Genomic DNA, 24,785 nt, shown 5'->3' on the forward strand with positions numbered 1-24,785 from the left:
GGCGCCATCATGCAAGCATTGCAAGTGGATCGCCGCGACTTCCTCAAGGCCGGCGGCGCGGCGGCCAGCCTGGTGCTGGGCTTCAAGCTGCCGATTGCTGCCGCCAAGGGCCAGCCGGCCCGCGACCCGGATGACATCAACGCCTGGCTGCGCATCGCGCCCGATGGCACCGTCACCATCATGGTGCCCTCGGCCGAGATCGGGCAGGGCGTGTACACCTCGGCGCCGATGCTGATCGCCGAGGAGCTGGAGTGTGACTGGCGGCAGGTGCGCGCGCAGATCGCGCCGACCGACCCGGTGTATGCCAACCGCATGTTCAAGGTGCAGGCCACGGCCAGCAGCACCTCGTCGCGCTGGTCTTTCGAGCCGCTGCGCCGCATAGGCGCGGCAGCGCGCCTGATGCTGGTGGAGGCCGCCGCGCGCGAGTGGCGGGTGGATGCGGCCGGATGCACCGCCGTGCGAGGCCGCGTGCTGCACGCTGCCAGCGGCCGCAGCCTGGGCTATGGCGAGCTGGCGCCCAAGGCGGCGCAACTGCCGCGGCCCGATGTGGCCAGGATCGTGCTCAAGGCCCGGCCCGAGTGGCGGCTCATCGGCCAGCCGGTGCAGCGGCTGGACATTCCGCTCAAGACCAATGGCAGCGCGGTCTTCGGTGTGGATGTGAAGGTGGGCGGCATGCTCATCGGCACCGTGGCCGCCTGCCCGGTGCGCGGAGGCAGGCTCAAGCCCTTCGACGACAAGCCCGCGCTGGCGGTGAAGGGCGTGCACAAGGTGGTGCCGCTGGCTGGCAGCGCCGTGGCCGTGCTGGGCGAGAGCTATTGGCCGGCCAGACAGGGGCTGGCCAGGCTGCAGCTCGACTGGCAACTGCCCGAGGGCCCGCTGGTGGACAGCAAGGCCATGCTGGCCCAGCTGCGCGGCGCAGCGGCGCAGACCGATACCGTGGCGAAGCGCACAGGCGACCCCGAGGCCGCGCTGCGCGAGGCTGCACAGCGCGTGGAAGCAGAGTACGAGGTGCCGTACCTGGCCCACGCGACCCTGGAGCCGATCAACGCCACCGCCGACGTGCGCGCCGACCGTGCGGAGATCTGGGGCCCCACGCAGGTCTGCGGCGAGATTGCCGAGCGCCTGGCACCGCACCTGGGCCTGCCGGCCGAGCGCATCGCGGTGCACTCCACCTTCGTGGGTGGGGGCTTCGGGCGGCGCGAGGAGTTCGACGTCTTTATCCAGGCTGCGCTGGCCTCGCAGGCGGCCAGGCGCCCGGTCAAGCTGATCTGGTCGCGCGAGGAGGACATCCAGCAAGACTTCTACCGCCCGGCAGCCGCTGCGCGCTTCGCGGCCGTGCTGGGCGAGGGCGGCAGCGTGCAGGCGCTGGAGGCCCGGCTGGCCTGCTCGTCGATCTACATCCGCAACTTCCCCGACCGGGTGAAGAACGGCGTTGACCCGAAATCGGTGGAGGGTGTGGTCGATGTGCCCTATGCGCTGCCACATTTCGGCGTGCGCTATGCCATGGTCAACAGCGCGATACCGGCGGGCTTCTGGCGCGGCGTGGGCTACACGCAGAACTGCTTTTTCTTCGAAAGCTTCATCGACGAGCTGGCCCACCAGGCCAGGCGCAATCCGCTGGACTTCCGCCTCGCGCTGCTGAAAGACCAGCCCCGCCATGCCGGGCTGCTGCGGCGCCTGGCGAGCCGCGCGGGCTGGGGGCAGGCGCCTTCGCCATCGGGTGGGGACCGCCACCTGGGTCTGGCGCTGTCCGAGGCCTGGGGCTCGATCTGCGGCACGGCGGTGGAACTGTCGGTGAAAGACAAGCGCATCACCATCCACCGCGTGGTCTGCGTGGTGGATTGCGGCACCGTCATCAACCCGGCCACGGTGCAGCGCCAGCTGGAGGGCGCCACCATCTGGGGCCTCGCTGCCGCCGCCTTTGGCGAGATCAGCATCGAGCAGGGCAAGGTGCTGCAGTCCAACTTCCACGATTACCCGATGCTGCACCTGGCGCAGACGCCGCCGATAGAGACCGAGCTGATCGAGAGCGGCGCCAAGATCGGCGGTGTGGGCGAGTCGGGCGTGCCGCCGCTGGCGCCTGCGCTGGCCAATGCGCTGTTTGCCGCCACGGGCGAGCGGCTGCGTTCGCTGCCGCTGTCGCGCCATGGCTATACGCTGGCCTGAGCGTTATTGCCGGTGTTCCGGCATCAGCGACGAGTGGTGGCTGACGATCAGCCACTGCGTGCCGTCCCAGCGATAGGCGCAGCCGCCGAGGGCCAGGCATGATGCAGCCAAGGTCAATTCCCGAGGGGCTGGCATGGTGTATTCCTTTGTGTTCCAGGTGCGTGGGAGCAGCGGAATACCCCAGGGCGTAGCAGATTCGAAATCGTAAAAATGTTGGCCATCGTCAATGCGGATAGCCATTTTGCCGCCACGGGCGAGCGGCTGCGTTTGCTGCTGCGCCGTGGCTATGTGCTGGCAAAGCCAGCAGGGGCTTACAGGCCGAGCACCCGGGCCACGTAGTCGGCATCCTTGTCGCCGCGGCCCGAGAGGTTGACGAGGATGTGCTGCTCCTTGGGCAGCGTGGGCGCCACCCGCATGGCCCAGGCCACGGCGTGCGCACTTTCCAGAGCCGGGATGATGCCCTCCACACGCGACAGCGTCATGAAGGCATTCAGGCATTCCTTGTCGTCCACGGACTGGTAATCCACGCGCCCTGTATCCTTGAGATAGCTGTGCTGCGGGCCCACGCCGGGGTAGTCCAGGCCCGAGGCAATGCTGTGTACGGCGGCGGGCGTGCCGTCGGCGTTCTCCAGCACATAGCACTTCATGCCGTGAATCTCGCCGGGCTTGCCAACCGACAGCGTGGCGGCATGGCGGCCGGGCTTATCCACGCCCTCACCGGCAGGCTCCACGCCCACCAGATGCACGGACGCGTCATCCAGGAAGGCCGTGAAGATGCCCATGGCATTGCTGCCTCCGCCCACGCAGGCTGCCACATGGTCGGGCAGCTTGCCGTGCCGGGCCTGGAACTGCTCGCGTGCCTCACGGCCGACGATGGACTGGAAGTCCCGCACCATCATGGGAAATGGGTGTGGGCCGACCACCGAGCCAATCGCGTAAATGGTGTTGACGGGGTCTTGCAGATAGACCTCGAACGCGCTGTCCACGGCCTCCTTCAGCGTGGCTGCGCCGCGCGTGACGGGCACCAGATTGCAGCCCAGAATGCGCATCTTGGTGACGTTGGGGTGTTCCTTCTCGATATCCACCTGACCCATGTGAATCTCGCAGGGAATGCCCACCAGCGCACAGGCCGTGGCCAGGGCCACGCCATGCTGGCCGGCGCCGGTTTCGGCGATGACTTTTTTCTTGCCCATGAACTTGGCCAGCAGCGCCTCGCCCAGGCAGTGGTTGATCTTGTGGGCACCCGTGTGATTCAGATCCTCGCGCTTGAGATGGATCTGCGCGCCGCCCAGTTGATCGGACAGGCGCCGGGCGTGAAAGATGGGGCTGGGTCGGCCCACATAGTCGGCAAACAGTGCGGCCAGCTCGTCCTGGAAATCCTGGCGTTTGACGATCTCTTCATAGGCAGCGGCAATCTCGTCCATGCATTGCTTGAGCTCGGGCGGTACGAGCTGGCCGCCGTAGGGGCCGAAGAAGCCTTGCGCATCGGGCATGGCCTGGGGGTTCTGGGTCATGGCTTGTCTCCTTGGTGTGTGGTGCAGCGAAGCTGCATTCATAGCACACGGCGGGCTCAATGCGCTTGCAGGCAAGTCCGGATGGAATCAGTACAGAAATGAACGCAGCCCTCAAGATGAAAGCGCTGACAGCTATTGTTTTGATATTGGCGGCAACCTGCCCCTGCTCTGAAACACAATAGCAACATGAAAGCCAGCTCAGCCCGCGACATTGTCTTTGCCCATGCTCTGGAAACCGCAGCTCCACACGAGGTGCTGCCCACGGCCGAGCGTTGCACTGCCATCACGCAGGAGTGCCTGCACGCCCAGGGCAAGACCAAGGGTGGCGGTCGTGCAGCGTTCGAGAGTTTTCTGCTGGAGCGGGCACAACGCGTGATCGCTGCAGCGCAGCTGCCTGCCGACATACGAGTGATGGCCCGGCAGCGCGCCGGTATTTCGCGCTGGATGGTGCTGGCCGTGATGGCAGCAGCATTTGCGCTGGGCTTTGCGGGTCATGCGATCACGGACCCGCATCGTGTGGATCTGCTCTCGGCCTCACTGATCGGCATCGTGCTGTGGAATCTGCTGGTCTATGTGCTGTTGCTGCTGTCCTGGCTGCGCGGTCTTGTTCGGCGCAGGCAAGCAGTGATTGAACCGCTGGTGCCTGAGACAGGTCAGGACGCTGCGCTGCAGCAGCCCGTGGCAGCACCCGGCGGCTGGCTGCAAAAGCTGCAGATGAAGAAGTGGAGTGTTTCGCGCGGCACGGGGCTGCGCAAGATGGCGCTGAACTTCGAGCGCAACTGGTGGCAGGTCAACCAGAGACCGCGCCATGCGCAATGGCTCATGTGTCTGCATCTGGGAGCTGCCATGCTGGCGCTGGGAGCGCTGGCATCGCTATGGATCACCGGGCTCACCAAGGCTTATCAAGTGGGCTGGGAGAGCACTTTTCTCTCGCCGTCTGCCGTGCAGACCTGTTTGAACCTGCTGTTTGCTCCGGTGCAGCATCTGCTGGGCCTGGCGCCGTGGGGTCTGGCGCAGATCCAGGCGTTGCAGGGTTGGTCGGCCGGTGATGCCGCAGATGCGGGGCCGCGCTGGGTGCAGCTCTACAGCTGGCTGCTGGGATTGATGGTGGTGGCGCCGCGCCTGCTTCTGGCGCTGTGGCAAGGTGCCAGGGTCTGGTGGTTGAGCGAGCATCTGGCCTTGCCGCTGCAGCAGCCTTATTTCCAGAAGCTGCAGCGTGACTGGGCGGGACGCGCCACGGCGCTGCTGGTGCAGCCCTACAGCCTGGACATCACGCCCGAGCGCGAGGCCGCTCTGCGCAACCATGTGGCGCAGAGCTACGGCGCTGGTGCGCAGCTTGAGCTGCTGCCTGTGCTGGCCTATGGCTCGCCCTTGCCGGACGCTTCGGCTGTTGATGCACAGCAGGTGCTGCTGCTCAATCTGGCTGCCACGCCGGAGGCGGAAATTCATGGCGTGCTGCTGGCGCAGGCATTGAACCGCTGGGGCGCGCAGACCGATGTGTGGCTATGGGCGGCGGATTTTCGTGCGCGCAACAGCGGTGCCCCGGCGCGAGTGCAGGAGCGCGAGCAGCTGTGGCGGGAATTTGTGCGCGGCGCGGGCCTGAACGCGACCCTGGTGCCCGGCGCAGGAGTGTGATGATGAGTGAGAACAATGAGCTGGCTCTGAGTGACAGCAGCATTCAGTGGTGTCTGCTGTCGCACACCAATATCGGCAAGACCACGCTGACCCGTACGCTGATGGCCGACGATGTCGGCGAGATTGACGACGCAGCCCATGTGACCACGCAGTCACAGCGCTATCTGCTTCAGAAAACGCAGCAGGGCGATGAGCTGTGGCTCTGGGATACACCGGGTTTCGGCGACTCCGTGCGGCTTTATGAGCGCCTGCGGCAGCAGGGCAATCCGCTGGGCTGGTTTCTCAGCAATGTCTGGGATCGTTGGCGCGACAGGCCTTTTTACCTGAGCCAGCGTGCCTTGCTTGCTGCGCGCGATCATGCGGATGTGATGCTCTATCTCGTCAACGCGGCAGAAGACCCGGCCGATGCAGGCTACTGGAGCGCCGAGATGAACATCCTGGCCTGGATGAACAAGCCGGTCATCGTGCTTCTCAACCAGATCGGCAGCGACACCACCGCAGAGCAGACACAGGAAGATTTGCGGCGCTGGCAACAGGCGACGCAAAGCTTTCAAAGCGTGGTGCGCGATGTGCTGGTGCTGGACGCCTTCACGCGCAGCTGGTGGCATGAACGCAAGATGATGCAGAGCATTGCGCCATTGTTGCCTAGCTCCAAACAGTCTGCCTATCAGCGCCTGCTGGAACAGCGAGCTTTGCTGCAGCAGCAGCGAGAACAGGCGAGCCTGGCGGTCATGGCAGATCAGTTGCTGGCTGCGGCAGGTCTGCATGAAAAGCTCGATCCCGAGCAAGGCAAGCTGCTGGCGCGTGCCTGGAAAAGCCTGAGCCAACTCACCGCCAAGCTGGGCAAATCGGCAGAGGATGAAGAGCGGCTCGGAGCGCAAGCCAAGGCAGCCGTTCAGCGGCTGATGCAGGCTTTGCGTCAGGCCGATGTGCAGGCCACCCAGCGCTTGCTCGAGATTCATGGACTCGACGGTCAGGCGGCCAGTCAGATTCAGGAGCAATTGCGCAGCCAGCTTCAGATCACCACGCCTGTGGATGCGCAGGCGGCCAGCTTGTGGGGGGCGTTGACTGCCGGTGCGGCCACAGGACTGGGGGCCGATCTGATGGCAGGAGGCTTGACGCTGGGTGCCGGTGCCCTGGTGGGGGCGCTGTTGGGGGCGCTAACCTTTGGGGGAGCGGCCTGGGGAGCGAACAAGATGTTCGACCAGGAGCAGCAGAGCTTTCAGCTTTCGACCGATTATCTGAACGCCGCAGCGAGTCAGGTATTGCTCAAGTACCTGCTGATCTCGCATTTCGGCCGTGGTCGCGGTCGCTACACCAGCCCTGCTGCGCCCCGTCAATGGAGCGAGCTGACCCAGGGCACGGTGCAGACATATGCTGCGCAATGGGGGGCGCTCTGGGCGCAGCTGCGCGAAGCACATGCCGCAGGGGCGGCTGCCGATGCGCACAGAGTCGCCATGATGGAGCTTCTCTCGCAAAGCCTGCAGCAGATCATGGCCAATCTCTATCCGGGGCTGAACGCAGAGTCCGGTGTCAGAGACGGGGAAAGCGCACCGTAAACAGGGCACCGCCACGCTCGGACACGCCGGCGCTGACGGTCCCGCCCTGTGAAGTCACCAGTGCCTTGACGATGGACAGGCCCAGACCCGAGCCTTCCCGGCGGCGCTTGCCGGGAGTCTGGGCAAAGCGCTGGAAGGGGTGGGCCTGAACTTCGTCGGCAAGGCCGGGCCCCGCATCGCCCACTTCCAGGGTCACCCATGACTGGTTCTGGTGGTCGGAGGTCGTATGCACTCTGATGCTCAGCCAGTGGCCGCTGCTGGCATGACGCAACACGTTGCCGATCAGGTTGGTGGTGATCTGGCGCAAGCGATCGACGTCGGCTTTGATGTCGGTGCTGCCATCGCCGTCCTGCATGGGCAGATCCAGTGACAGCGCCATGTCCAGCTTTTGCAGCTGCGGGTGCAAGTCCTCGACGACATCGCCGACCAGTGCGGCAAGGTCTATGCGTTCCTTGCGCAGGGACAGTTGTCCTGCGTCGGCCATGGACAGGGTGTGCAGATCGCCGACCAGCCGGCCCAGATGCTCGACCTGGGCCAGCAGCGTCTTCATCTCGGCCTGGCTGGAGTCGATGACGCCGTCGCAGATCGCGTGCAGGCGAGCCTGCAACACCGTCAAGGGGGTGCGCAGCTCATGGGAGATGGAGGCGGCCGTGGCCAGGCGCTCTGCTTCCAGCGTCTCCAGCGAATCGATCATGCCGTTGAAGGCGTCGATCATCTCGGCCATCTCGCCATGGGCATTGCCCTTGACGGCTCTGGAGGCCAGATCGCCACGCTCCACGCGCGCAGCCACTTCCACCATGGAGGCCAGCGGACTGGTGATGCGTCGCGAAATCCAGAAGCCCACGGCCATGCCGAAAGGCAGGCTGACAGCCAGACCGATGACCAGCGACCATTTCTCGCCAAACAGGCGGTCGCCTTCCCAGTACTCGGAGTAGATCTGCAAGGCTCTGGGACTGTCCTCCAGATCCTGGGACTTCAGCGCTTCCAGCTCGGTTCTGACGGGGCCTGGCAGGTGGCGGTAGAACTCGCGGTACTGCAGCTCGGAAAACGCAAGCACGCCAATCGCCAGGGAGGCAATGGCCAGCAGCACGGCCGCCGTGATCCACAGACCAAAGCGGACCCAGATGCGGTTCAGTCCCAGGGCCATAGACGATAGCCAATACCGCGCACGGTCTCGATCAGTCCGTCCTGGCCGGCCAGTTGCAGCTTGCGGCGCAGTTTGGAGAGATGGGAGTCGATCACCCGCTCCAGCGCATCGCTTTCCGGCAGGCAGTTCTCAATCAGGTAGGCACGTGAGAAGCAGCGGCGTGGCTGGGCCGCCAGGCATGCCAGCAGACGGAATTCCGTGAGCGTCAGTGCCAGAGGCACGGCCTGGCCCGCATCGTCATAGACGGCTGCGCTGTGGGCTTCCACGTCGATTTCTATGGGGCCGACGCGTATGGGGGCGGCTACCGGCGCAGGCTTGGCCTGGGTGCGGCGCAGCACGGCACGCACCCGGGCCACCACCTCGGGAGGGTTGAAAGGCTTGACCACATAATCGTCAGCTCCCAGGCGCAGTGCCAGCAGCTTGTCCACATCGTCTGCCAGGGCCGTCACCATGATGACGGGGACATCGCTGTCGTTGCGAATCATGCGCAGCACATCAACGCCATCGACCTTGGGCAGATGAATGTCTAGCAGCACCAGGTCCGGGCGCAGCTGGCGAAAGCTCTGCAGGGCTTCCTCGCCGTCTTGCGCCATGCGGATGCGCAGGCCGTCGCGCTCCAGATAGGCACTGAGAACGCCCGCAATTCCGGGTTCGTCTTCGACGACAAGCACCATGGGCGTGGAAGCAGGTTGAGCAAAAGTAGTCATGGTTTTGTGTGCAGCAAAGTCATGCATCTGCTGGACTCCCTGAAACTTGTTATCTGCACATTATGTGCGTTGCCGCTGCAATAGCCGAATGGCGACGGCTCTCCATAATTCCTACATAAACCCTGCAATCTGGCGAAAGCTTGCTGCCGTTCAATGGAGAGGATGGAAAGCTGTTTCTGCTTTCTGCAGGTTCCCGGGGTACAACCTAAAGCTTGAGCCAACTGCGCTGTGATATTTCCCTCCCACGTCTCGCGTCTTCGCATGGGCAGTCTTTGTCTGTGTGCTTTGTCCTTGCTGGCAGGCTGTGCCGCGCCCGAGGCAGTCAAGCTGGACCGAACCACGCCACCTCGATGGCAGCAGCAGGAGTCGGCCCCAAAGCCGGCCTCTGCGGAGCTGGCCCAATGGTGGCGCGCCTGGAATGACCCTGCTCTCAATGCGCTGGTGGACGAGGCGCTGGCCCAGAATCTTGATGTGGCTCAGGCCGTGCTGCGCCTGCGTCAGCAGCGCTTGCTGGCCGGTACGGCCGATGCGGCTTTCCGCCCCACGGTCAGCACCGGAGCGCGGACCTTGCAGGATATTGCAGCAGTTGATACTTACTTCCATGCCAGCATTGATGTGAGCTGGGATCTGGGCCTGTTTGGCGATTCAGCCGCGGCACGCCGTGCAGGCGCGGCCGGCGTGCTGGACGCACAAGCCCAGCTGCATGCGTCGCGGGTGGCCCTGGTGGCCGATGTGGTGCACCGTTATCTCGATATCCGGCTGGCCCAGGTGCAGCGCAGTCTTGCAGAAAAGCAGGTGCAGCAGGCAAGGCGACAGCTGCAGCTCTTGCAGATTCGGCATGCGCAGAGGCTGGCCGATGCCCAGTCTCTGGAGCAACAACAGCTGCAGCTGCGCACCGCAGAGTCTCAGCTGTCCATCCTGAACGAAGCCCAGGCGCGTGCAGCCCATGCGCTGGCAGCCTTGCTGGGGCGGGAACGCGCCGAGCCGCAATGGCTGCAGCCAAGTGCCGATGTCGCGCTGCCCGTAGTGCAGGCGCTTGCCGTGCTGCCGGCAGACCTGCTGCGCAACCGCCCCGATATTCAAAGCGCCGAGGCCGCGGTGGAGCAGGCCGCGGCCGAGGTCGGCGTGTCGCGCGCGGCGCTCTATCCGCGGTTGACCCTGACGGGGTCCTTGTTGTATGCCTACAACCTGACGCGCAATCACCGCACGACCTCGGACTCCATTCCCATGGTCGGTCCGCAGATCGATATTCCGCTCTTTGACTGGGGTCGCCGCCGTGCGGTGGCGGACGGCAAGGAGCTGGCGCTGCAGGCCAGCATCAAGGCCTACCGCCAGGCCGTGCTCAATGGCATTGCCGAGGCTGAAACCGCCCTGGCAGCCGTTGCTGCTCAGCAGCAAAGGCAGCAGCAGCTGCAGTCCGAGCAGCAGGTTCATGCCGGGCGCGAGAAGGCCCAGGCAGTGCGCCAGCAACTGGGCCTGTCCAGTGAATTCGCGGGCATCGACAACGCCCGCGCCAGCCTGCAAAACCAGAGCGAGCTGGCAACCGCCAGGGCTGCCGAGGCGCTGGCCTATGTGGCTCTCTACAAGGCCGTGGGCGCTGCGCCTGTCGATGCTGCGCTTGTTACCCAGACCACAGAGGCTCAGCCATGATTGCCCTGGCGCGCAAGACGCTGATCTATGAGTGGCGACGCTTTGTCCCTTCGGTGTTTGCCGTGGGCTTTTCGGGCGTTTTGCTGGCCATGCAGGCAGCCCTGGTGCTGGGCATATTCGGCTCTGCCGCGATCTACGTGACGGCCTCGTCAGCCGACCTCTGGGTGGGCTATCCGGGCACGCAAAGCGTGAACTTCGGGCGCAATATCGGCAGCGATGTGGAAATGCGTCTGCGCATGGATCCCGATGTGGCGGCCGTGGAATCCTATGTCTGGGTCGACGGCGACTGGCGCGCACGCGTCGGTGACCAGGGGGCGGCCGGAGGCGGAGTCTCCGTCTATCTCTCGGGCATCAGCACTGCGTACAACTCCATGATGTTCACCAAGGTTCTCAACTCCTGGCAGCGTCAGCTGCTGCGCGAGCCCGGTGCCGTGATTGTGGACAGGGCGGACCTGGGTACTCTGGGCGCGCAGGAAGGCAGCACGGCCTGGATCAACAACCATGCGGTCAAGATCGTGGCTGCCGTCGACGGCTTGCGCGGACTGGGTGGCGTGAATGTGATCGCCTCGCTCAGTACGGCCCGCGAAATTGCAGAAACCAGTGCCGAGCATGGCAGCACCTATTTCGTGGCGCGCCTGAAACAAGGTGCCAAGGCAGCCGAGGCCCAGGCGAGATTGAGCCAGTCCAGCAGCAGCTTCGGCCCCTATGAGGTCTGGACGGCGGATGCCTTTGCGCGCCGCTCGCAGCGTTACTGGATGCTCGATACCGGAGCCGGTGCCGGCGTCCTCTTCATGGCCGTCATCGTCTGCCTGGTGGGTGCCATCGTGACCAGCCAGTCGCTCAAGGCGGTGGTGGCGGGGTCCGCCCGCGAGTATGCGGTGCTCAATGCTCTGGGCGTGAGCCGAGCGGCACTGGGCCGCGTGGTGGTCGAGCAGGCCTGCTGGATTGGCGGACTGGGATTTGTGCTGGCGGCACTGGCCAGCGCGGTGCTGCTCAGCATTGCATACAGCTATCGCGTGCCCGTGGCCCTCAACCTGTCCGCAGTACTGGCTTGCGGTTTTCTGGTAGCCGTGCTGTCGCTGCTGTCGGGCCTTGGTGCCATGCGCAGCCTGCTGCGTGCCGATCCGGCAACCCTGTTGCGTTAAGGCCTGAAACATGCCAGCCGAGACCATGGAACGCGTCAAAACACCTGCTGCAGCCAAGGATGCTGTGCCCAGCCTCGAGGCCGTGCGCCTCGACAAATCCTTTGTGTCGGGCATCGTCCAGGTGCATGTGCTGCAGGGGCTGTCCGTCAGCCTGTATGCGGGGGAGTTGAGCCTGATCTCCGGTCCTTCGGGCTGCGGCAAAAGCACGCTGCTGTCCCTGATGTCGGGTCTGCAAAAGCCCGATGCCGGCCATGCGCTGGCATTGGGCGAGGACCTGGCCAAGCTCAGCACGGCGGCGCTGGAGAAATTTCGCCTGCGCCATACGGGCTTTGTCTTCCAGGGCTTCAATCTGTTTCCGGCCTTGACGGCACTGGAGCAGGTGCAGTTGCCGCTGGGCTATATGGGCCTCAGGAACGCCGAGACATTGCGCCGTGCCAGGGAGGCGCTCGATGAAGTGGGGCTCTCGCACCGCAGTCATATGCGCCCGGCTCAGCTTTCCGGCGGCGAGAAGCAGCGTGTGGCCATCGCACGTGCCATGGCCAAGCAGCCTCGCCTGCTGTTCGCCGACGAGCCCACCAGTGCGCTGGACGCCGAGAGCGGCCAGCGTGTCATCGATTTGCTGCACCGTGCAGCGCGCACGCATGGCACCACGGTGCTCTGCGTCAGCCATGATCCGCGCCTGGTGCGCCATGCCGATCGTGTGCTGGGCATGGAAGACGGCGCCATTCGCAGCGACTGGCGCCAGAACAGCCCCATCAAGGAATAAACATGAACGCAAGCCCATTTCGTCTCAGCATCGTGTCGGGCGCGCCGCTGCTGGCGGCTGCCGTGCTGGTGCTGGGCGGGTGCTCTCCGTCTCAGGACGCTGCCTCCGTGATCACGCCGGCTGCAGCCCAGATCAAGCCTCAAAGCCAGGTCGCCGTTGCGCGAGGCAAGATCGACGTCGAGGGCGGCCTGCTCGACCTCTCGTCGGCCGCATCGGGCGTGGTACAGCAATTGCTGGTCAAGGAAGGCCAGAGCGTACAGAAAGGCCAGGCGGTGCTGCGTCTCGCGGACGATGCGGCGCGCGCCGATCTGGCGGTGGCGGAGTCCGAGCTGCAGCTGGCACAGACCAGGCTCAAGACGCGCCAGGATCGCCTGCCTGCGCTCAAAGCCACGCTGACGCGCTGGCAGGCCGCTGCCAAACAGGGTGCGGCGGACCTGCAGAGCGTGGACGAAGCCGTGCAGGCCCTGCGTGACGCGCAGTCCGAAGTGGATATTGCGGCTGCGGAAGTCACGGTCGCCAAGCGCAAGGCCGAGCAGCTGCGGGCCCTGCTGCAGCGCCATGAACTGCGTGCGCCCGAGGCCGCTGTCGTGGTGCGTCTGCTGGCCCAGGGCGGCAGCATGCTGCAAAGCGGCAGCCCGGTGGCGGTGCTGCTGCCCAAGCGCCCTCTGATCGTGCGTGCCGAAGTCAACGAAAGCTATGTGACGGCGATTCGCGAAGGCATGAAAGCCCAGGTGGCCGCTGACGCAGACGGCAGTGCTGCCCGGCAGGAGTTTCCCGCTGCGACCGTGCTGCGCATCAGTCCCGTCTATGGCGCCGCCAAGCTGCAGGACGATGCACAGCGCGGCCCGGTAAGGGTTGTGGAATGCGTGCTGGCGTTTGATCAGCCGCCCGCCAATGTCAAGGTCGGTCAGAACGTGAGGGTCAGTTTCCATGAATAAGCGCATTCAGATTTTCCCGTCGCCTGCAGGTACAGCTTCGGTCGGCTGGATGGTGCAAAGCGATTTCGACGGCACCATCAGCCTGCTGGACGTGACCGATACCCTGCTCAACCGCTTCGGCAAGCCGGGTTGGCAGGATCTGGAAGACGCCTGGGAACGTGGCGAAATCGGCTCGCGCGAATGCATGAAGGGGCAGGTGGCCCTGCTGGACATGAGCGAGGCCGAGCTGCAGAACCATCTCGACAGCATAGAGATCGACGAGCACTTTGCCGGCTTCGTGGCCGAGGCCAGGTTGCATGGCATCAAGGTGCAGGTCGTCAGCGACGGCATTGACTATGCGATTCGCCATGTGCTCGCACGCCATGGCCTCGGGGATCTGGAAGTCATCGCCAATCACCTGGTGCAGACGGGAGAGCGCAGCTGGCGACTGGATTCGCCCTGGGCCAGCAATCGCTGCACACGGGCCAGCGGCAACTGCAAGTGCGAACGCCTGGCCGAGCAGCAGGCCGTGCACGGGCGGGTGCTCTATATCGGCGACAGCACGTCGGACTTCTGCGTTTCCGGCAAGGCGGATTTCGTGCTGGCCAAGTACAAGCTCATCGACTATTGCGAGAGCCAGGGGATTGCCCACGCGCGCTTCGAGCATTTTGCGCAGGCCACCCAGCTGCTGGAGCAGGTTGTGCTCGGCATGGAGCAGACTGCATGAATGCTGCCGATGGATTGGGGCTGCTGCTGCAGCCGGATTTGCAGCAGCTGTGCGTGACGCCGCATGAGTTCGTCATGCCCGGCGAAGGCCTCAATGCCCGCACCGGCGTGCTGCTGATTCATGGCCTGACCGGCACGCCGGCCGAGATGCGCCTGCTCGCCAAAGGGCTGAACAAACAGGGCTTCACGGTCTACGGGGTGCAGCTGGCAGGACATTGCGGCAGCATGGAAGACCTGGTGGCAGCCCGCTGGACGGACTGGCTGGCAAGTGTGGAGTCGGGTCTGCAGCGATTTTCGCTGCATGTGGACCATGTCGTGGTCGGCGGTCTGTCCATGGGGGCGCTGCTGTCGCTGGCCGTTGCCGAGCGCCATCCCGACAAGGTGGCTGGCGTCTGTGCGCTGTCCACCACCTTCCGCTATGACGGCTGGAGCATTCCGGCCTATACCAAGCTGGCGTTCCTGCTGCCTCTGTTCCGCCTGCTGGGCATTGGCCGCAACAGCGTTTTCATGGAGGCACCGCCCTACGGCATCAAGGACGAGGCCTTGCGCGCGCGCGTGGTCGAACAGATGAACAGCGGCGACAGCTCTGCCGCAGGCCTGCCCGGCAATCCCTGGTGGAGCGTCATCGAGCTGCGCGCCCTGTCCGCGAATGTGCAGGCCAGGCTGGCGCAGCTGCGCTCGCCCTGTCTGGTCATTCATGCCAGGGAAGACGATATTTCCTCGGTCAGCAATGCCCACGATATCAAGCGTGGCGCGGTCAACGCCCATGTCGACCTGGTGCTGCTGGACAATTGCTATCACATGGTCACCATCGACCGCGAGCGCCGCACCGTGATTGCCAAGCTCAACGAATTCATCGCGCGCATCGCCAGCTCGGCGGCGCCTGCCAGGGGTGCGAATGGGTAGTGATCTCTCGCCCCTGGTGGTGACGCTGTGGATACTCAATGTGCTGGTAGACAGCGGGGGGCAGCTGGCCTTCAAGGCCGCGGCCAGCGAGCCGGGGCATCGCAATGGCACCGAGCGCTGGCGCTTCATGCTGACCAGGCCCTGGCTGTGGGTGGGTATTGCCTGCTATGTGGCGGAGTTTCTGGTCTGGCTGGCGTTTCTGTCGCTGGTGCCGCTGTCGGACGGGGTGCTGCTGGGCTCCATCAACATCGTTGCCATCATGATTCTGGGACGGGTGCTGTTTCGCGAAAAGCTCGCGCCCATGCGCGTGGCCGGCATCGTGCTGGTGTCCATAGGCGTGGCCATCGTTGGATTGCACTGAGGGCCCTCGGCTATGAAGCGTTTTTATATTGTCGGCTTTCTGGTACTCATGGCCTTTGACACGCTGGCGCAGCTCAGCTTCAAGCAGGCCGGTGATTCCGCACTGCCGCTGGAGTTCTCGACCGGCTGGCTGCTGCGCGTGTTCAGCCAGCCCTGGATATACGGTGCCTTCGTGGGCTACATCGGGGCCTTTTTCACCTGGATGAGTCTGCTCAAGCACGCTCCCATCGGCCCGGCATTCGCGGCCTCGCATCTGGAGATCATCTCGGTGCTGGCGATCTCGTACTGGCTGTTCAACGAGCCCATTGGCTGGCCGCAGATCATTGGCTGTCTGTTCATCGTGGCCGGCATCATGTGTCTGGCCGTGAGCGAGAAGCCAGAGGCCGAAGAGGCCGCCTGACATGCGCCAGCCCACCGTGCCGCCAACGGCCGGCTTGCCGCTGCAGCTCGGCGATCTCTGGCCCTCGGGGGCGGGCAGCCTGGCGGTGCAGCTGGCCGCGTGGCTGGGAGTGGATGCGGTGCAGCTCGAATGCTCGGGCACCTCGGCCCTGATGGTGGCATTGCGAAGCCTCAAAACCCTCAGTCCGGAGCGCAGCGAGGTCGTTGCACCGGCCTATACCTGCCCGCTGGTGGCGCTGGCGATTGCGCAGTGCGGGCTGCAGCTGCGCCTGTGCGATCTGCGCGCCGATGCGCTGGACATGGACCCGGTTTGCCTGCAGCGCCTGTGCAGCGAGCGCACGCTGGCCGTGCTGCCCACGCATCTGTGCGGGCGTGTGGCCGATGTGGACGCGGCCCTGCAATGCGCGCGTGCCGTGGGCGCCTATGTGATCGAGGATGCGGCCCAGGCGCTGGGAGCGCGCAGCGACGGAACGTCGGTGGGCCTCAAGGGCGATGTCGGCTTCTTCAGCCTGGCCGTCGGCAAGGGACTGAGCACCTTTGAAGGTGGCGTGCTGATGGCGCGCGAGCCTTCCATGCGTGCTGCGCTGCGCGCTGCCGGCGCCGCCACGCGCTTCAGCCCGTGGTGGGAGCTGCGCCGCAGCATCGAGCTGCTGGGCTACGCCATGCTCTACCGGCCCTCCGGCCTGCGCATGGCCTATGGCAAGCCACTGGAGAAATCATTGTCGCGTGGTGACTGGGTAGAGGCCGCAGGCGATGACTTCGACGACCTCATTCCCCAGCACCGTCTGGGGCGCTGGCGCCAGAGCGTGGGCGCCAAGGCATTGCGGCGGCTGGCGGCATTTCAGCGACAGACATCCGGGCAGGCCGGCTTGCGCATCGCCCGGTTGCAGGCCTGCGGGCTGGAAGTCGTGCAGGATGCCGTTTCCGGGGCGCAGGGCGTGTGGCCGGTGATACTGCTGCGCATGCCCAGCCAGCAGGCCAGGGATGCCGTGCTGCGCGCGCATTGGGGCGGCGGCTGGGGTCTGTCCCTGCCCTTTGTCCATGTGCTGCCCGACTATGGCCGCTACGACCATGTGCTCGGTGCTGCGCGGGGCGACACCGTCGGCCAGGCACGTGACTGGGCGCAGCGCCTGCTGGCCATCAGCAACAGCCCGTGGCTGGATGAAGCACGGTTTGCCCAACTGGCGAGCCACCTCGGGTCCGCAGTTCAGCGTGCCTGATTCTCATAAAACGATAGCTGCTTGCGCTTGAGATAAAACGATTTCAGGTCTTGTTGATTCTGAAATCGAAGACAGTCAAGCTGTGGATGCTTTGATTTTTGCGGCGCCTGCCATGACCGGTGCGCTCAGGCCCAGGGCCGCTTCCCGGCTTTTGAGTGCCCCTTCGCGCTGGTGCACATAGTCACGCGTGAGCGGCACGGCATCCTGCCTGCGCGCCAGCTGAACCTGGAAGATGGCAATGTCCTGATAGCGGAACGCAGTTTCCGACATGGACAGATAGAACTCCCACATGCGGCAGAAGCGCTCGTCATACAGGGCTGCGGCTTCGGCACGACGTGCCATGAAACGCTCGCGCCACAGGCGCAGGGTCTGGGCATAGTGCAGGCGCAGCACCTCGATATCGCAGATCACCAGTCCCGCGCGCTCTATGGCCGGCGTGAACTCCGACATCGACGGAATATGACCGCCGGGAAAGATGTAGCGCTCTATCCAGGGATTGTTGAAGTCGGGCACATCGCTGTTGCCGATGAAGTGCAGCAGCATCACGCCGTCCTCGCTGAGCAGTTCATGGCATTTGCGGAAGAAGGCGTCATGGAATCTCGTGCCCACATGCTCGAACATGCCGACTGAGACGATGCGCTCGAAGGGCCCCTGCGTATCACGGTAGTCTTCCAGCCGGTACTCCAGCCGCTCGCCATGGATGGACTGCGAGGCCCTGGACTGCGCGCCGGCCAGCTGCTCCGTGGACAGCGTGATGCCGGTGACATGGTCGGCTCCGGCCACCTCGGCCAGATAGCGCGAGAGACCGCCCCAGCCGCAGCCGATGTCTAGCACGCGCTGGCCCGGCGCTATCAGCAGCTTGGCGGCGATATGGCGTTTCTTGGCCAGCTGTGCCGTTTCCAGGTCTTCGTTGCCCTGCTCGAAATAGGCGCAGGAGTATTGGCGCTCGCTGTCGAGAAACAGCTGATAGAGCCGGTCGTCCAGATCGTAGTGATGCGCCACGTTGGCACGCGATTTGCCGCGCAGATTGTTCTGCAGCAAGGGCCGCAGCTTCATGCGCCAGGCATCGAGCATGCGTACCGTGGCGCTGACGGGCACATGCCTGGCGCCGCGCAGCACCAGCTCCAGCACGTCGTAGACCGTGCCTTGCTCGACCAGCAGGCGCTGCTGCATGAACAGCTCGCCAAAGTTGAGGTCGGGGTCGCGCAGCAGCGCAAGGACGGCGCGTCTGTCGGCAAAGCGCAGGCGCGCCTGGGGCTGGCCGTCGTCGCCGAAGATCAGCGCCTTGCCTGAAGGGGTGATGACTTCGAGCCGTCCCGTTTTGACCAGAGGGGCAAATGCCTGTTGCAGCAATTTTTCGGTCAACCGGTCCAGCATGTCAGCTCCTTGAGGCGAAGTGTTGAAAAGTGGTCGGTGGAATCGCTCTAACTCGTGCTGCTGAGCGCTATGTGCTGTATCAGCCGCTGGTTCAATGCATGTTGCCCGGCCTGCCAGCCGGCCAGCGTAGCGGCGTCAATCTGTGTGTCCTGGCCGTCGCCCGCGCTCATCAGTCGCTTCCACCAGGTGCCATAGTGCCATGACGACACATCGCCCGTGATGTCGCTTCCCGTGATCTGTCCGCGCAGCGCATCGATCAGCTGCTCGGCCTGCTCTTGCAGCATCCGGCCCTGGTCCCAGTTGGTGCGCACGACTTCAGCGGCGAACACATCCTTGTCTATGCTCAGATACGTGTCCTGCGGCCAGTCATGCAGGTGGCTGGACAGCGCCTGTACCAGCTCGGCGATATCGGCAAAGCTGCGAAACGCCTTGCCCGCGCCCAGGCGCCTGGCCCAGCCGGTGTCCACGCCGCAGCTCCAGTAGGTGAGCTTGCCCGCGCGCAGCGGCCGCAGATAGTTCTCCCAGGCGTGGCCCGAGCCTATGTCCTGCGAGGTAATGCCTGCCACATGGACCTGCGACACGGCCGGGTGCATGGCCACGCGCCGCACCCAGGAGCCGCAGTGCACGCCCCAGGGAAAGCGCATATTGTCAGGGTGGTTGTCCAGCACCACCACGCGCAGCGGATGCTTGGCGCTGAAGCCCTTCTGGGCAATGCAGCGCTCGATCAGCGGCCAGCTCAGATGGTGAAAGTCGCCGCTGCCCATGAGCACGGTTCCGTGCTGCGCGGGCAGCTGCTCCTGCATGGCCTGGCTGAAGCGCCTGAAGCTGCGCAGGCCGCAGCCAAAGCGCACCAGCTCCTGCCACTGGGTGAGCGCAAGGCGGTTTTCCTGGAACAGCGGGCCTACCGATCCATCGACATCCAGCACCACAGGTGTTTGTTGCATCATGGCTTGTCACTCCACTGACGATCGCTTTCAAACAGGCCAGAGAAGCGTCGCCCCAACGCGCGCAGCACGGGATTGCGGATGAAGACCAGATGCTGCGTCATGGTGAAGCTGGCGCCGAGCTGGGCCTTGACTTCCGGGTCGGTCCAGCCCGCCACATAGTGGGACAGACCCCGCTCCAGTGCATACTCGAGGTTGACCATCCAGCTCACGAAATAGAGATTCGCCTCACGCGCTGCCGGGTACGACAGGCCTATGTATTTGTCGATCAGCCTGCCGTCGTGCTCGAAGCACAGATTCCAGCCCAGCAGAGCATCGCTTTGCCGATCCCGGTACTCGAACACGATGCCGCCGTTGTCCGCATCGCGCAGCAGGCCTGCCAGGAAGGCGCGCGAGAGCTTGTCGAAATGGATCTCGCTTTGCGCGTACACCGCCTCGAACAAGGCGTAGTAGGCGTCGATGCGGCTCTCGTCGGCGAAGGCGGCGCCGGTCGGCATGCGGCGGATGTCAAGCCCGGCACGGCTCTTGAGCTTGCGCCTGAGGCTGCTGCGGCGGTTCTTGGACAGGCCGGCCAGATACTCGTCCGTGCTGGCAAAGCCAAGAGGCACATAGGCCAGTGCCTGGCCCTCGAGCGCCACAAAGCCCTGCTCCGCCAGCGCCTGGGACAAGGCCTTGGCAAAGTCGTTGTCGTCCGCACTCAGCAGGGGCGATGCCTGCGGCAGATCCTTGACGATGGTGAGCATGGCGCGGCCCGCCACTGCGCGCAACTGCCGGGCCAGCGTGGCGGCATCCATGCCCTGGGGCAGGGGCGCATACTCGCTGACCGTGCTGCCGACGAAGTCCGTTTTCAGCCTGAGTCTGGAGCTCAGCCAGCGCCCGCCCGGCAACGACAAAAGACGCGCCTTGAGCGCGTCATCTGCAGTGGTCAGCAAATCGAAGGGGGCGGTGAATGCTGGCGCCGGCCATTCCTTCAGCAAGGCAAAGCCTTCTGGAGGATGGTTGGTGAACTGCTGCAGCAAGCCACTGGGTTCGAGCTGGTTGCGGAAATTTTCCGTCGCCATTTCGCCTTTTTGTAGTCGGTTTTGATGGCGCCTGAGTGTGTCTGCAGCGCAGAAAACTGGCACAACCCAAGCAAGAGACAGCGAGGCTGCCGTCCCCTTCCCGAAGCGAGAGGGGGAAGCGGCGCAGCCGCCTAGGCAAAGCCGCTCAGGGGGTTACGCCTTCTTCGCCTTGGTCAGCAACTGATCGAGCAGCACCATGGCTTCGTCGATCTCGCTGCGCGAAATCATCAGCGAAGGCGCGAAGGTGATCACGTTCTTGTAGTAGCCGCCCACGTCCAGCACCAGGCCGCGCTTCTGACCCTGGTATTCCAGGCCGCCTTCGAGGCCGATGTCTACCATCTTGTCCAGCAGCGCCTTGTTGGGCGTGAAGCCGTCTTCGGTGCAGATTTCGGCACGCAGCGCCAGGCCCAGGCCGTCCACATCGCCGATTTCCTTGTGGCGTTTCTGCAGCTCCTTGAGGCCTTCGAGGAAGTAGGCACCCGATTCGCGCACCTGACGGCCGAAGTCCATCTCGTGGGTCATCTTCATGACTTCCAGGCCCAGGGCCGTACCCAGCGGGTTGGAGGCAAAGGTGGAGTGGGTGGAGCCGGGCGGGAACACCGTGGGGTTGATCAGCTCTTCGCGAGCCCACAGGCCGGACAGCGCATTCAGACCATTGGTCAGGGCCTTGGCAAACACCAGCACATCGGGCTTGATGCCGAAGTTTTCCACCGACCACAGCGTGCCGGTACGCCAGAAGCCCATCTGGATTTCATCGACCACCATCAGCACGCCATGGTCGTCCAGCACCTTCTTCAGACCCTTGAAGAAGTTGGGAGGAGGAACCACGTAGCCGCCCGTGCCCTGAATGGGTTCCACGTAGAAGGCTGCGTATTCGCACTGATTGGTCTTGGGGTCCCAGACCGCGTGGTATTCGTTCTCGAACTTGCGCGCGAACTCGCGCACGATCTGATCCGCATACTCCTCGGACGTCATGCCCTTGGGGCGGCGGAAGGGGTAGGGGAAGGGGATGAACTGCGCGCGGTCGCTGAAGTGGCCGAAACGGCGGCGGTAGCGGTAGCTGGAGGTGATCGAGGATGCGCCCAGCGTACGGCCGTGATAGCCGCCTTCGAACGCGAACATCAGGCTCTTGCCGCCGCTGGCGTTACGCACGACCTTCAGCGAGTCCTCGATGGCTTGAGCGCCGCCCACGTTGAAGTGCACGCGGCCGTCATGGCCCCATTTGCGCTTGGCGTCCTCGGCGATGAACTTGGCCAGTTCGATCTTGGTGGGGTGCAGATACTGGCTGGCCACCTGGGGCAGCTCCTGCAGCTGCTCGATCATCTTGGCTTCAAGACGCTTGTTCTTGTAGCCGAAGTTGACGGCCGAATACCACATCTGCAGATCGAGGTAGGACGTGCCGGCATCGTCGTACATATAGCTGCCTTCGCAGCCCGTGAAGATCTTCGGAGGATTGACGTAGTGGACGGTGTCGCCAAACGAGCAGTATTTGGCTTCGTCAGCCAGCAATTGGGCAGTATTGATCACAGCAGAAAGCGCTCCGCAAAAATGGATTCGGTCAACGGTATGCGGCAGCAGTGTGCGTTTGCAATATTTCCGGGCTGTCGAGCATTTGTGTGGGAATTGTGGAGAGGTCTCTATTGGCCGGCTTCCTGCGGCCTCAGGGATTTGAAACCGGCGTGGCAGCCCTCCCGCTGCGCTTTCAGCTGGCCCAAGGCTCGGGGCCGAGCCGCCACGGGCTGGCCAGGCGGCACCGTAGCCGTTGCGGCGGGCCGATCAGCCCAGGGCCACCACGCGCAGCACCTCGGCTCCATAGGCATCGAGCTTCTTGGTGCCCATGCCGCTCACGCCCTGCAGCTCCTGCAGGCTCTGGGGATTGAGTTCGGCAATCGATGCCAGCGTGGCATCGTGGAAGATCACATAGGCCGGCAGATTGTGAGACTTGGCCACTTCGGCGCGCCAGGCCTTGAGGTTGATGAAGCGAACCTGCGCATCGGGGCCCAGATTGACTGCAGCCGCATTGGCGGCGGACTTCTTGCTCTGCTTCCTGCTGCGTGAAGCGGCCACGGCTTCGCGCAGCTGCACCTGTATCTCGCCCTTGAGCACGGCACGCGAGCCGGCGGCCAGACACAAGGTGTCAAACACATGGCCGCTGTTCTCGCTCACCACCTTGTGCAGGCCCAGGGCCCCGGTGGCCAGCAACTGGCGCATCACGGCGCGCAGCTGCGGCTCCGAATATTCCTTGCCGATGCCGAAGGTGGACACCTTGTCATGCCCGTACTGCGTGACCTTGTCCGTCTCCTTGCCACGCAGCACGTCCATGATGTGGCCTGCACCGTATGTCAGGCCGCTGGCCTCGTGCACGCGGAAGATGGTGGACAGCAGCTTGCGCGCCGCATCCGTGCCGTCCCAGAGCGCCGGCGGCTCCAGGCAGTTGTCGCAGTTGCCGCAATGGGTGCGGGCAACGGCCTGCAGTGGCTTGCCGTCCAGGCTTGGCTCCTGTCCATACTGTTCGCCAAAATAGGCCAGCAGGCGCACACGGCGGCAGTCCGTGGCCTCGGCCAGACCGAGCAGGGCATCGAGCTTGCCGCGCATCACCTGCTTGAACTGTTCCTCGGCCGGGCTTTCGTCGATCATGCGGCGCTGGTTGACCACGTCGCTGAGACCGTAGGCCATCCAGGCATCGGCGGGCAGGCCGTCGCGGCCCGCACGGCCGGTTTCCTGGTAGTAGCCCTCGATGTTCTTGGGCATGTCCACATGGGCCACAAAGCGCACATCGGGCTTGTTGATGCCCATGCCGAAGGCAATCGTCGCCACCATGACCACGCCGTCCTCGCGCAAGAAGCGGTCCTGGTGGTTCTGCCGCATGTCCTGGGGCAGGCCCGCGTGATAGGGCAGGGCATTGATGCCGTTTTGCACCAGGGTCTGGGCCAGCTCCTCGACACGCTTGCGTGACTGGCAATAGACCACGCCGGCCTCGCCCTCATGCTCGCGCTCGATAAAGCGCAGCAGCTGGTTGCTGACGTCCTTTTTCTCGGCGATCTTGTAGCGGATGTTCGGGCGGTCGAAGCTGCTGATGAAATGCTGGGCTGCTTCCAGCTGCAGGCGCTCGATGATGTCGGCGCGCGTCAGCGCATCGGCAGTGGCCGTCAGCGCGATGCGCGGCACCTCGGCATAGCGCTGGTGCAGCACGCTCAGCGCGCGGTATTCGGGGCGGAAGTCGTGTCCCCACTGGCTCACGCAATGCGCTTCGTCGATGGCGAACAGCGACAGCTTGCCCTGGGCATGCAGATCGTCGAGCAGGCCCAGAAAACGTGGTGTGTTCAGCCGCTCGGGCGCGGCGTAGAGCAGGGTGATGTCGCCGCTTTGCAGGCGCAGCTCCACCTCCTGCGTCTCGTCGTAGCTCAGGGTGGAGTTCAGATAGGCGGCGCTGATGCCGGCCTCATGCAGTGCGCCGACCTGGTCGTGCATGAGCGCGATCAGCGGCGAGACCACGATCGTCACGCCATGGCCGAGCTGCTGGCGCGCAATGGCCGGCACCTGATAGCACAGCGATTTGCCGCCACCCGTGGGCATGAGCACCAGCGCATCGCCGCCGTTGATGACATGCGAGACGATGGCCTGCTGGGGGCCACGGAATTGCTCGTAGCCAAAAACGGCTTGCAGAATGGATTGCGCGGAAGACACCGGGTACTCTTGAATCGATAGCTGGTAGCGCTTGCTGTATATGAGTTTGAGGCTGATTTAACCTCGGTTGCAAGCATCAGGACTGGCCCTATTGTGCGCCGCGACCCGACGCGCTGCCCGGGCCGGGTTATGCACAATCAGCCAGCCTGCCCTATGGTGGAGGGCGAAAAATGCGCATCCAGCTCGTAGAGATCGGCGGGATAGGTCAGGCGCACAAAGGTGATGGGCAACTGCCCGGTCCAGGTGCGGCGGTCGATCACCAGGCAGGGAAAGCCGGGCTTGATCTCCAGCAGGCCGGCGGTTTCCTCGCTGGCTGCCTCGGCGCGAATGCGGTGTTCGGCCGAGCTCCAGGGCACATGGTTGACCATCCAGGAGCTGGGGCTGTGTTCGGTGAACGGCTCGTGCTCGGCGTCCGGCACGGATTCGAGATTGATCAGGCGGTCTTCGATGCAGAACGGCCGGGATCCCGCCATGTGCAGGCACAGCACATGGACGATGGGGGCCGGCCGCGTCATGCGCATGGCCTCCATGTCCTCGCGCGTGCTGCGCCGCTGCGTGCGGCCGAGCAGTCTGCTCGAGTACTCCTGCCCCATGCCAAGCACCACCTGACGCAGATCGGGAATCTCGAGCACGGCAGAGCTGGTTTGCGGGCTCGTCACAAAGCTTCCCGCCTTGCGCTTGCGCACCAGCAGACCGGCTTCTGCCAGCTTGTTCAGCACCTTGCTCACGGTCATGCGCGAGCATTGGTAATGGACGGTCAGCTCCATCTCCGACGGGATGCGATAGCCGGGCGGCCAGCGGCCACTGAGAATGTTCTGTTCAATCTCGGTGAGAATTTTCCCGTGCAGCGACATGGAAGAGTGTTTGTCCATGGAGTGGATTACACCAGCAAATCCTCC

At 64.4% G+C, this 24,785-nt stretch carries 22 protein-coding genes; 12 read left to right on the forward strand and 10 right to left on the reverse strand.

Annotated elements, in window-relative coordinates; all coding sequences use genetic code 11:
• Positions 1-9 precede the first annotated feature (9 nt).
• Positions 10-2,166, forward strand: a complete 2,157-nt coding sequence (locus tag F0P97_RS00760) for a xanthine dehydrogenase family protein molybdopterin-binding subunit (protein ID WP_182285234.1) — start codon at positions 10-12, stop codon at positions 2,164-2,166.
• Between the two features lie 3 nt (positions 2,167-2,169).
• Here the strand turns inward: F0P97_RS00760 and F0P97_RS00765 are convergent, their stop codons facing one another.
• Both F0P97_RS00765 and trpB read right to left on the reverse strand, forming a co-directional pair.
• Entirely contained in the window at positions 2,170-2,406 is a 237-nt protein-coding gene (locus tag F0P97_RS00765; RefSeq protein WP_182285235.1) for a hypothetical protein, read from the reverse strand.
• Between the two features lie 71 nt (positions 2,407-2,477).
• The gene (trpB, locus tag F0P97_RS00770) at positions 2,478-3,680 is read right to left on the reverse strand and encodes a tryptophan synthase subunit beta (protein ID WP_182285236.1); all 1,203 of its coding nucleotides are present in this window, start codon (positions 3,678-3,680) and stop codon (positions 2,478-2,480) included.
• Between the two features lie 186 nt (positions 3,681-3,866).
• On the opposite strand from trpB, the gene F0P97_RS00775 reads away from it, so the two are divergent.
• Both F0P97_RS00775 and F0P97_RS00780 read left to right on the forward strand, forming a co-directional pair.
• Entirely contained in the window at positions 3,867-5,315 is a 1,449-nt protein-coding gene (locus F0P97_RS00775) for a DUF2868 domain-containing protein (RefSeq protein ID WP_182285237.1), read from the forward strand.
• Between the two features lie 2 nt (positions 5,316-5,317).
• Positions 5,318-6,874 (forward strand): DUF3482 domain-containing protein, encoded by a 1,557-nt coding sequence (locus F0P97_RS00780; RefSeq protein ID WP_232538079.1) that lies wholly within the window; start codon positions 5,318-5,320, stop codon positions 6,872-6,874.
• On the opposite strand, the gene F0P97_RS00785 is transcribed toward F0P97_RS00780, so the two are convergent.
• Both F0P97_RS00785 and F0P97_RS00790 read right to left on the reverse strand, forming a co-directional pair.
• Complete coding sequence (locus F0P97_RS00785) at positions 6,849-8,021, reverse strand: sensor histidine kinase (RefSeq protein ID WP_182285239.1); 1,173 nt, start codon at positions 8,019-8,021, stop codon at positions 6,849-6,851. The genes F0P97_RS00780 and F0P97_RS00785 overlap by 26 nt on opposite strands.
• Positions 8,006-8,755 carry a response regulator gene (locus F0P97_RS00790; RefSeq protein WP_370545698.1) on the reverse strand — a complete coding sequence of 250 codons (750 nt, stop codon included), beginning with the start codon at positions 8,753-8,755 and terminating at the stop codon, positions 8,006-8,008. The genes F0P97_RS00785 and F0P97_RS00790 overlap by 16 nt, the downstream gene beginning before the upstream one ends.
• 234 nt (positions 8,756-8,989) lie before the next feature.
• Between F0P97_RS00790 and F0P97_RS00795 the strand changes: the two genes are divergently transcribed.
• The 9 genes from F0P97_RS00795 to F0P97_RS00835 are packed head-to-tail and all read left to right on the forward strand — an operon-like array spanning position 8,990 to position 16,817.
• Entirely contained in the window at positions 8,990-10,378 is a 1,389-nt protein-coding gene (locus F0P97_RS00795) for an efflux transporter outer membrane subunit (protein WP_182285240.1), read from the forward strand.
• A complete protein-coding gene (locus tag F0P97_RS00800; protein ID WP_182285241.1) occupies positions 10,375-11,523 on the forward strand; it encodes an ABC transporter permease in 1,149 nt (382 codons plus the stop codon). The genes F0P97_RS00795 and F0P97_RS00800 overlap by 4 nt, the downstream gene beginning before the upstream one ends.
• Before the next feature lie 10 nt (positions 11,524-11,533).
• Positions 11,534-12,289 (forward strand): ABC transporter ATP-binding protein, encoded by a 756-nt coding sequence (locus F0P97_RS00805; protein ID WP_182285242.1) that lies wholly within the window; start codon positions 11,534-11,536, stop codon positions 12,287-12,289.
• Positions 12,290-12,291: 2 nt separating this feature from the next.
• Entirely contained in the window at positions 12,292-13,227 is a 936-nt protein-coding gene (locus tag F0P97_RS00810) for an HlyD family secretion protein (protein ID WP_182285243.1), read from the forward strand.
• The gene (locus tag F0P97_RS00815) at positions 13,220-13,933 is read left to right on the forward strand and encodes an MtnX-like HAD-IB family phosphatase (protein WP_182285244.1); all 714 of its coding nucleotides are present in this window, start codon (positions 13,220-13,222) and stop codon (positions 13,931-13,933) included. The genes F0P97_RS00810 and F0P97_RS00815 overlap by 8 nt, the downstream gene beginning before the upstream one ends.
• Positions 13,930-14,838: an alpha/beta hydrolase gene (locus tag F0P97_RS00820; protein ID WP_182285245.1), complete on the forward strand. Its 909-nt coding sequence runs from the start codon at positions 13,930-13,932 to the stop codon at positions 14,836-14,838. The genes F0P97_RS00815 and F0P97_RS00820 overlap by 4 nt, the downstream gene beginning before the upstream one ends.
• A complete protein-coding gene (locus tag F0P97_RS00825; RefSeq protein ID WP_182285246.1) occupies positions 14,831-15,199 on the forward strand; it encodes an EamA family transporter in 369 nt (122 codons plus the stop codon). Before F0P97_RS00820 ends, F0P97_RS00825 begins: the two co-directional genes overlap by 8 nt.
• Before the next feature lie 12 nt (positions 15,200-15,211).
• The gene (locus F0P97_RS00830) at positions 15,212-15,598 is read left to right on the forward strand and encodes a DMT family transporter (RefSeq protein ID WP_182285247.1); all 387 of its coding nucleotides are present in this window, start codon (positions 15,212-15,214) and stop codon (positions 15,596-15,598) included.
• A gap of 1 nt (position 15,599) precedes the next feature.
• On the forward strand, positions 15,600-16,817 hold the full coding sequence (locus F0P97_RS00835; RefSeq protein WP_182285248.1) for a DegT/DnrJ/EryC1/StrS family aminotransferase: 1,218 nt from the start codon (positions 15,600-15,602) through the stop codon (positions 16,815-16,817).
• 75 nt (positions 16,818-16,892) lie between these two features.
• Here the strand turns inward: F0P97_RS00835 and F0P97_RS00840 are convergent, their stop codons facing one another.
• From F0P97_RS00840 to hutC, 6 genes are all read right to left on the reverse strand, one after another.
• A complete protein-coding gene (locus F0P97_RS00840) occupies positions 16,893-18,194 on the reverse strand; it encodes an SAM-dependent methyltransferase (protein ID WP_182285249.1) in 1,302 nt (433 codons plus the stop codon).
• A 47-nt stretch (positions 18,195-18,241) separates the two neighbouring features.
• Positions 18,242-19,141, reverse strand: coding sequence for a hypothetical protein (locus F0P97_RS00845; RefSeq protein ID WP_182285250.1), 900 nt, complete (start codon positions 19,139-19,141; stop codon positions 18,242-18,244).
• Positions 19,138-20,199, reverse strand: coding sequence for a peptidogalycan biosysnthesis protein (locus F0P97_RS00850; RefSeq protein WP_182285251.1), 1,062 nt, complete (start codon positions 20,197-20,199; stop codon positions 19,138-19,140). The genes F0P97_RS00845 and F0P97_RS00850 overlap by 4 nt, the downstream gene beginning before the upstream one ends.
• 153 nt (positions 20,200-20,352) lie before the next feature.
• On the reverse strand, positions 20,353-21,726 hold the full coding sequence (locus F0P97_RS00855) for an aspartate aminotransferase family protein (RefSeq protein ID WP_182285252.1): 1,374 nt from the start codon (positions 21,724-21,726) through the stop codon (positions 20,353-20,355).
• A gap of 249 nt (positions 21,727-21,975) precedes the next feature.
• Positions 21,976-23,886 carry a DNA helicase RecQ gene (gene recQ, locus F0P97_RS00860; protein ID WP_182285253.1) on the reverse strand — a complete coding sequence of 637 codons (1,911 nt, stop codon included), beginning with the start codon at positions 23,884-23,886 and terminating at the stop codon, positions 21,976-21,978.
• A 137-nt stretch (positions 23,887-24,023) separates the two neighbouring features.
• On the reverse strand, positions 24,024-24,758 hold the full coding sequence (gene hutC, locus F0P97_RS00865) for a histidine utilization repressor (RefSeq protein ID WP_232538081.1): 735 nt from the start codon (positions 24,756-24,758) through the stop codon (positions 24,024-24,026).
• Positions 24,759-24,785: the final 27 nt, after the last annotated feature.

Origin of the sequence: Comamonas testosteroni (genome assembly GCF_014076415.1) — a bacterium.
GTDB classification, from domain to species: domain Bacteria; phylum Pseudomonadota; class Gammaproteobacteria; order Burkholderiales; family Burkholderiaceae_C; genus Comamonas; species Comamonas testosteroni_F.